Here is an 8425-nt window from a genome sequence, read left to right on the forward strand (position 1 = left end):
GGATCACATACTTTGCTGGTAGCTTGTAGCCTTTGGTGAGCTTAGCTTGTCCAGTTTGGCAACCATCCAGGGTTCGGCATTCAGCCAGCAGCTCCGGTCCTGCGGCTCGATGGATTGCGCCGTCAACACCACCACCGCCAAGTAGGGATGGGTCTGCCGCATTGACGATGGCGTCGGCCTGAACCTTGGTTATATCATTACGGATTATTTCCAGTGGCATAATTATCCCTCCATCTGCTTCCCTGCTAGAAGCTACATAAGCGAATAAATCGAGTTATAAGGCATCTTTAAATATAATTCTCCTACTTTCTATCAATTCCTTTTGCCCAAATTCCCAAGCGCTTGGGAATCTGGGTTGTCCATACAATTATCCGAGCATTGTTGTCTGATCCCCGCCAGCCACTAATTCAAATGGGAAACGATCGGCAAAAAAAAGCAAATGTATGCCATTGGGTTGCCGGGCACACTCTACATGGTAGGAGTTTACAGGTTTGAGAAGGGGACTAAACGAATGTCATCATCCACTAAACAAAGAGGATTTGATCCTGAGGATAAGCGTTGGTTTTCAGTAAAGGCCGTTGCAAACCTCAAAATAGCCCTACAGGAAATCCAATGGTTATTGGATCGGGGTTACAAGGAAGGTCCCGTCGTCACTTTCGTAGGCAATCACTATCAATTCTCTTTAAGACAACGAAATGCACTCAAAAGGGCCTCCTGCACGAAACTTCAAGCGCAGAGGAGAAAGTTGGCCCAGCTTCCGTATCAAGCAGCAAACGAAAGAAGCCTAATTATCGATGGGTTTAATCTAATCATTGCACTCGAAGTCGCTCTTTCCGGAGGCCCCTTAATTTTGGGAGCCGATGGCGTTTTGAGGGATCTTGCCGGGGTCAGCGGATCGTACCGAATCATCGAACAAACTGATCGTGCCTTAGAAATACTCGGCCAAGCTTTTAAAAGGCTGGCGGTCCCTAAAGCGAAATTTCTACTAGATGCTCCAATTTCCAATTCCGGTCAATTGAAACATCGAATACTTAACCATGCTCATAATTGGTTAACGGATGTTGAAGTCGAACTTGTCCCTAATGCCGATGTGGTCTTGTCAAAAATGGAGAGAGTGATTACTGGAGATTCCGTTATATTGGACCAATGTCAAAGCTGGATCAATTTGTCCCGTGAGATTGTAGAAAGAGATATACAAAGCGCTTGGATCGTAAGTCTGTGTGACGGCCCTTGTCTTTAGTGCCAATCTCCTCATGTACACCTCCACTATATGGTATTTGGCAAATAAAAGTGTTTGTCATCTGATTAATTATTGCTATTTTGATTCTTATCGCTTTAGGGGTATTCCTTAAGATCGCTTGATGGAGAACACAGCTCTGTCAGGTAGTTCTGCTCTATCATCAAGAATACACCTTGAAGAACGCTCCGCATCAAAAACGAAGTTACTCCCTTCTTTATTGAATACATAGGTATACTGTCCGTCCTTGGTCACCATTTTGTATTCCATGCCCTTAATGCTGTATTCACCATAATTAAGATAGCTACTTAGCAAGGAGTATGTGAATTGAAACCGCCCGTCGGCCATTAGGGTTAGCTTTGGTGAAAGTGGGCTATCCTGCTCGTTACCCTGCATTACATAAACCATGGTCGGGATTTCTTCGACCTTAAACGGAATATAGGCTTTATCACTTCCCATCGGATAATAGCGGAGATCCTCTAATTCCCAAGAGTCTGCTTGAAAAGCTTCCATCTGCCGATCCCCAGCCGAAAAGGGAAGTGTGGCGACCTTTGTCGCATCACCGCTTATTCGCGCCATCTCTTTGCTCTTAATGTCATAACTATAGTAGTGGTCACTCCAGGTTCCATCCGAGTGATTCACGCCTCCGATAATGATGCTCTTTTTATCGGTACTCATCCATGGGTTAATTAAATATTCCTGCTCAAAGCAACCCTCACTTAGCGCAAACTCCGCTTCCAAATAACCTTCTTGGTAGTTGTAAAGAAAAATGCCATCCAACACCTGAAATCCTACCCGTTCAGGAGTCTCATAGAAAAGGTTAATAAACTCAGCACGGTAGGGCATGAGATGATATGATGGCTGAAAAACCGACTCCGACTGGGCTACTCTTTCGCTAGAACCCATAGATGATAAAAGCAACGCTGAAACAGTAATCAAAATGACTATCAGAGTATTGCCGATACGCCTTTTCATAACCACACCTCCCCTCCTAAGTTCTCTCACAAGAATTTAATACCATATTATACCACGCTTTTTCCTGGGTGGAATAATTCGACAATAATCAGTGAGAATTCCTCAAGTTTTATGGTATGCGTGCTGGGCTATAACGCAAATGAAAACAACGATGTCTTGACTTCCTTTGAAGTACGCCATCGTTGTTTTTTATGTTGCTAAAATAATTGCCATGACTGTAGATGTGAGGAGAAGGAACAACCTCTTTTTAGGTGTCCAAGATGAATTAAGCTTTTATAGCCCATCTCATTTTTGCTGAGCGGGCACGACTATTCATATTACATTCTTCTGGTGATGCCCGGATTACCTCGGTTGAAATCTCATTGTAAACTCCTTCTCGCAACAAACCTTTAAAAGACTTTTTGACAAGTCTATCCTCTCCTGAATGGAAAGACAGTATGGCAACACGTCCGCCTTTTGCAAGGACGTTAGGAAGTTTTTCTAGAAATTCATATAACACTTCAAATTCACTATTCACATCAACACGCAATGCCTGGAAGGTTCTTTGACATGATTTCCTAATCGCTTCTTTCCGATTATCTGCCGTAATAAGTTTGAGGGCATCTTCAATAATTTGTCGGAGCTTAGTAGTCGTAGAAATATCAGTTCCATTTTTCATTTCAGAAATAATAGCACGCGAAATTAGTGCGGCATATGGTTCGTCCGCATTTTCAATTAGCATACCTTCTAATTCTACTTGAGTCATTTTCCTTAAGCGCTCAGCACCAGACATTCCTTTTTCAGGATTCAATCGTAAATCCAATGACCCCTCTTTTTTATATGAAAACCCTCTGTCAGGATTATCTATTTGCATTGAAGATAGGCCTAAGTCTGCTAATACAAAATCAAACGGACCTGCCTCAGTAGCAACTTGATCAATATTGGCAAAATTCAGTTGCCTAGTAGTTAATAGATCTGAACCATACCCTAAACGCTGTAAGCGTTCTCTAGTTTTAGATAATTCAACAGGGTCTACATCAAGGGCATATATATGGCCCTTTGATTCTAAACTTTTTAGCATTTCTAATGTATGACCACCATATCCCAGAGTTGCATCTAAACCAGTTTGTCCTGGTCTAATTTGCAAAAATTCTAGTATTTCTTTAACACATATAGATATATGCATACCAGCAGGTGTACTGCCCTTTTGAATTACTTTTGCTACAGTATCTACATATTTTTCCGGTTGAAGTTCTTTGTATTTTTCTTTAAAGTTTCTTGGATGGGTTCCCTTATATCGAGCACGTCGTTGGTGCTTCTGCTCTGGATAATCCATTGGTTACCTCTCTTTCTTTTCTTATGTTATTTTTATCTTAGACATCCTGCTTATTACAATACCATGCACATGTGAACTAATCTATACGAATGGGCAAGCTCAATTCGCAAACGCTTGGGAATTTGGGCTTGCCCACCTCTGTATCTGAGGTGGGGAAATGATATACTATATTCAGTAATCTAGCAGCTCTCATGGAAGGAGTGACCTTTGATGTGCGGACGTTACTTTGTCGCTACCGAACGGGATGACGCCGAAATAAAAAAGATCATCGAAGAAGTCAATGATCGCTTTAAAAACACACCCGAATTGTCTAAAATGAAAACCGGCGAGATTTATCCGACAAATATAGTCCCGATCATCACCCCCGAGTCCCCAGCTCTCATGAAATGGGGCTTTACTCGTTTTGATGGCAAGGGGCAAGTCATCAACGCCCGCTTAGAAACAGCCGCAGAAAAACCGATGTTCCGCGAGGCATTCGCCGAGCATCGTTGTCTGATCCCCGCCAGCCACTACTTCGAATGGGAAACCATCGGCAGAAAAAAGCAAAAGTATGCCATCAGTTTGCCGAGCACGCTCTACATGGCAGGAATCTACAGGTTTGAGAAGGATATGCCTATTCCCCTCTTCGTCATCCTCACCCGCCCCGCAGCTCCCGTTATCTCCTTTATCCATGAGCGGATGCCGGTTATTATGCCGAAGGAGCTGAGCGGAGTATGGTTATCCGGCGAGATGGAGAGCCATGATGTGATGCATCATTCCGTAGAGGATGTTAGTTATGCTGGGGTTGATGTAACGCCGGCTTTGTTTTAGGTGTAAGGAAGCCAACGCAGCCTATCAGCCTACAACTTCCCTTAGCTTAGCACGTAACCTCTCTTCCTCTCGACTTCCATTGGTCTTAAGCCTTAGTATGGGGATCCCATACTTGGTTAAGATGGTGTCCTTCATTTGATCACGGGCCAATTGCTTAGGATTGTTTTCGTGGAAAGCATAACCATCAACCTCCACTACTAGTACAGGTCGCTTATCAAGCTTATTAAAAATCACAAAATCAGTATGGGTAAATACATTCATGGCAAATTGACACTCATCGTCCGTTAACTTCTCCGGATTACGAATGAGCATCCTAAGAGGTTGGTGCATAACCCAATCAAGATTCAGATATTCCTGTTTCCTCAAGACTTTTTCCATAACAGCGTTCATCAGATTCTCGGATTCATGCTCAGATACCCTTTTCCGCTTTTGCTTAAGAGCACGAAGTTCCTCGGCATACCGGTGATAAAGCAGATCAAAGACAGAGTATATATTGCTATGAACAACTTCAAAGTTGTTGTATTCGATATATCTTACCAAATCATCGAGATTAGAACTCTTATTGCGATCATAATCCGAAATTACTACGATTAGTCGATCGACTGCACGGGAGACGGCTACATTGATGAGATTGGGATTATCCACAAAATCATTGATATCATTGACAACGGTGGTCAAAATAACTATATCCTTTTCGCGACCTTGGTACTTGTGTACAGTATCTACTTCAATAGTTAAACCACCTAGTGATCTGGTAATCTTCTCAGCTTGCACACGAAATGGAGAAATAATACCCACCTTGTTGTTATCCCTACCCAAGTACTTTGGCAGGACCTCTTCTAGGATGACATCAATCTGTCGCTGATTATATTTGCCCCGGGCGTGATTGCCTGGGGCTGTTTTATATACAGTTAAAGGCATGTCCCAGCCATTCTCTTCAGTAAGTATGATTAATTCCCCGTTATAGAATTTAGAATTACAAAAACCAATAATTTGGGGATGACAGCGATAGTGCTCCCGCAACATGGTCTTAGGAACATCCATAAACAGATTTGTAATCGAGGAAAGCATGCTGTATTCGGCAAAATCATAGGCCTTAGGCAAAGCGAACTGGGCAAATATATTATGGGCTTTATCCGCTAACTCATTATTCACTACATTGGGTAATTGCTTAATATCCCCTACAATAACCGCATTTCTAGCACAGGATAGTGCCAAAGCCCCTGTAACAATATCCACCTGAGACGCCTCGTCCATGATCACATAATCGAATAAGTAATTGGAGCTAGTGCAAGTTCTTAAGGAGTAAGTCGTACTTAATACTACGGGGTATTCTTTAATAAAAGCATTAAACTCTTTCCACAAGGCATCACTGGTAAAGGTCTTTCTTTCCTTAGTATAAGAATACCGCTGAGCTAGCAGAGCCTTGAAAAGTATCAAAGAAGTATAGCTATATTCTTTCATGTTTTCTTCAAAGTGATAATTCTCTAGCCGCTTAGTGATTTGATCATGTTGCTCTTTTAACTCGGTTTCCTTCTTCTCATAATAGAGCTTTTGCAATAGTGTGATAATCTGGTCACTGGAATTAGCATAGAAGGAAAAACTCGTTATGCCATACCGAAAAAGGTTCTCGAGCTTATGAAGTAGTGATAGCCCTCCCCTTTCCTTAATCACTTGCTCATATTCTAACCACAAAGACATGATGGTACTTGAATTATGAGTGAAGAAGGACTTGAAACTTACGGCGTTGCTAAGGTTTTCCGATAAGTAAGTGTTGAAATACTCCTTTTCAACGGTTAAGGTCGCCAGTTCCTGCTTTAAAAGAGCCAGTTGGTTTTTCATCTCAAGCATTTCGCTTAGCTTAGGACCTTGTTCGTGGATTTTTTGTTGGTAAAGGGCAATATCTGTTGGCTCTATGGCCCAGGAGGACAAATCTGGGTATAACCCTGTTTGCTCAGTAAAGAATTTACTTTTATTTTGAAAGTTTCCCAAGTAGGCAGCGATAAAATCTAATCCCTGCTTCTGGAGCTTCTCTAAAACATTGGCAGTGGCTGAATTATTATTGGATACTACAGCCACCGTTTTTCCCTGAATCACAGCATTGGCAATAATGTTAAGGATGGTTTGGGTCTTACCTGTGCCAGGTGGGCCTTCAATGACACTTAGCTTTTCTGAGAGTGCCTTTTCCGTAGCAGCCTTCTGACTGAGGTTAAAACCAAACGGAAATATGGGGATCTGCTGATTTTCCTGTGTTTTCTCTAAGGAGAGCGGGTTAAGATAGTTAGCCAAGACACTTGCCGGACTAACATGAGTGATTCTGTCATATTGCTTGCCGAGAAAGCTTTGTTCTTCCTCATCGTCAATTTTCCTTAATCCGGCTAATTGTTTAAGATACCCAAAGACATTCTTTGATTTTGCATCTTTAAGGCAGCTTTGCTCTAAGTTAATCTCTTGGCCAGAATAAACTTTATTATAGCCATTGTTATAACCTAGGCTAACATATTCCTGAAAATCTAGAATCTTATTAACTCCCCAGAGAGGTTGTTTGTCTTTATAGACGACTGTATCGGAAGGGTCATAAGGAAAGGGATTTTTGAGCCACTTTACCTTAGGAAAGCTATAGTTATATTCCTTAGCATTGTTTTTAAAAACGACCTTCCACTTTCCCGTTCCCTTTTCATATGTGCAGGATTTGATGGCTTCCGTTCTGTCTTCGCCATTTAAGAGAATAAGATGCTCTTCAATATTCAATTAAAGATCATCCTCCTTGTCGTACTCCCTTTATCGCATTAAGGGCAATAATCTTCTAGTCATACCAATAGATGGTCATCAAAAAAAGGAAATATGCACCTGTAGTATAGCATGAGTTATCACCCAAAAGAAAATAGATAGGGAATAGCTCCCAATCCTCTAGAGAAAATGAAATGAACTATGCGGATATTATCCGAGTTAATACTACTTTTATAAATGCCCTTGTTATCTGTCATATAAACTAGCCCCTCATTTTCAGCACGCTCCAACCAAAGCTTGACTTGTGAAACTTCTACACAAAGAAGCTGAGCCAACTCCTGGAGATCTCTGCACACTTCAAGGGCTTTACATAAATAGGGCTGCACTACGCCAAAAACATCAAAATCTTCCTTTGTCTCACCTGAATAAACACCATTATTTTTCAGGAAAGATATCGTATTTGAGTTATTCTTACTGAATTTGCCAAACTAGTCCAGTAAGCTTTCACTTCAAGTTGAAGGGGAGCTTTTCTCTAACAAATGTTGCAATAGTATTTTTAAGCTGAGAAAAATGCTTTCGAATTTCCTCCCCAATGGCATCCAGAAGCCTTTTAATAAGTGTTTTATCGTAGGCTGCTTGGGGATTAAGCCACATATATACAAGCCGTTTTCCATCGATCAAGTTAATGTTTATTCCATTAACATGATCTATTGCACTTTGTTCAAAATCTCGAACTGCTATTACATATCCACCAACCGCATTTTGTTTAACCATTTGCGAATGAAGCACTGCAGCTGGAACGTAATTGACTTTGCCCAGTTCACATTTTACTTGCCCTAAATACAATCCTTCAGCGCGTTCATGGATAATATCAATACCGCGTTCTCCACTTTTCTTTGTTGGAACAGCTTTCCCGCCAAATTGGGTCTCCAGTACTTTGGCAACGAAATGTTCGAAGGCATAGGGATCTTCTTCTTTGTACTCTGGCCTTTCGCCAAAATCCTTTTCCTTCTTAAAACGGTGGTATAGACCGATAGCAAGTGTCTTTTCTAATTCTTCAACATCGTTAAAGTATGAGCTTATCAATGGGGCTCCCTCCAAGTCGTTTTTCTATATCCTTTCCACAAAATTGGAAAAGCATAAGCCGGCAAAGAGGGTTAACAGAGTTAGGGCATCCGTATGGATCTCCCCCACTGTATTCTGTCTATGAAATACAGATGTAACCGTCAAGTACTTTTGAACAAATTTCGTTAATTTATTTTGAACACTTTTTACCTAAAAATGGTCTGTCGATGCTTGATCCTATAACTATCACCACTTAGATTCAGCACTTCGCTTTTGTGAAGCACACGGTCTAA

At 41.4% G+C, this 8425-nt stretch carries 8 protein-coding genes; 2 read left to right on the plus strand and 6 right to left on the minus strand.

Translation table 11 applies throughout. The annotated features are described in order from the left end of the window. Positions 1–220, minus strand: a 220-nt coding sequence (locus AAC978_RS15970) for a macro domain-containing protein (protein ID WP_341549071.1), incomplete at its 3' end; no start/stop codon positions are given. Between the two features lie 291 nt (positions 221–511). Between AAC978_RS15970 and AAC978_RS15975 the strand changes: the two genes are divergently transcribed. Continuing rightward, positions 512–1240: a DUF434 domain-containing protein gene (locus tag AAC978_RS15975; protein ID WP_341549073.1), complete on the plus strand. Its 729-nt coding sequence runs from the start codon at positions 512–514 to the stop codon at positions 1238–1240. A 108-nt stretch (positions 1241–1348) separates the two neighbouring features. Here the strand turns inward: AAC978_RS15975 and AAC978_RS15980 are convergent, their stop codons facing one another. Beyond that, entirely contained in the window at positions 1349–2212 is an 864-nt protein-coding gene (locus AAC978_RS15980) for a hypothetical protein (protein WP_341549074.1), read from the minus strand. A 265-nt stretch (positions 2213–2477) separates the two neighbouring features. Beyond that, positions 2478–3527: a 16S rRNA (cytosine(1402)-N(4))-methyltransferase RsmH gene (gene rsmH, locus AAC978_RS15985; RefSeq protein WP_341549075.1), complete on the minus strand. Its 1050-nt coding sequence runs from the start codon at positions 3525–3527 to the stop codon at positions 2478–2480. A gap of 210 nt (positions 3528–3737) precedes the next feature. Here rsmH and AAC978_RS15990 point away from each other — a divergent pair, with 210 nt between their 5' ends. Then, complete coding sequence (locus tag AAC978_RS15990) at positions 3738–4337, plus strand: SOS response-associated peptidase (RefSeq protein ID WP_341549076.1); 600 nt, start codon at positions 3738–3740, stop codon at positions 4335–4337. 24 nt (positions 4338–4361) lie between these two features. On the opposite strand, the gene AAC978_RS15995 is transcribed toward AAC978_RS15990, so the two are convergent. The 3 genes from AAC978_RS15995 to AAC978_RS16005 all read right to left on the minus strand — a co-directional run bounded on the left by AAC978_RS15995 (position 4362) and on the right by AAC978_RS16005 (position 8416). Beyond that, positions 4362–7088 carry an AAA domain-containing protein gene (locus tag AAC978_RS15995; protein WP_341549077.1) on the minus strand — a complete coding sequence of 909 codons (2727 nt, stop codon included), beginning with the start codon at positions 7086–7088 and terminating at the stop codon, positions 4362–4364. A 483-nt stretch (positions 7089–7571) separates the two neighbouring features. Next, positions 7572–8153 (minus strand): restriction endonuclease, encoded by a 582-nt coding sequence (locus AAC978_RS16000; protein WP_341549078.1) that lies wholly within the window; start codon positions 8151–8153, stop codon positions 7572–7574. Between the two features lie 185 nt (positions 8154–8338). Beyond that, positions 8339–8416, minus strand: a complete 78-nt coding sequence (locus tag AAC978_RS16005; RefSeq protein ID WP_341548904.1) for a hypothetical protein — start codon at positions 8414–8416, stop codon at positions 8339–8341. Positions 8417–8425: the final 9 nt, after the last annotated feature.

This window comes from Desulfitobacterium sp. THU1, from assembly GCF_038181555.1.
GTDB lineage: Bacteria > Bacillota > Desulfitobacteriia > Desulfitobacteriales > Desulfitobacteriaceae > Desulfitobacterium.

Excerpts from the sequence above, each read along its gene's own strand:
- rsmH (WP_341549075.1), bottom strand. The coding sequence starts at position 3,527 with ATGGATTATCCAGAGCAGAAGCACCAACGACGTGCTCGATATAAGGGA.
- AAC978_RS15980 (WP_341549074.1), bottom strand. The coding sequence starts at position 2,212 with ATGAAAAGGCGTATCGGCAATACTCTGATAGTCATTTTGATTACTGTT.
- AAC978_RS15975 (WP_341549073.1), top strand. The coding sequence starts at position 512 with ATGTCATCATCCACTAAACAAAGAGGATTTGATCCTGAGGATAAGCGT.
- AAC978_RS15990 (WP_341549076.1), top strand. The coding sequence starts at position 3,738 with ATGTGCGGACGTTACTTTGTCGCTACCGAACGGGATGACGCCGAAATA.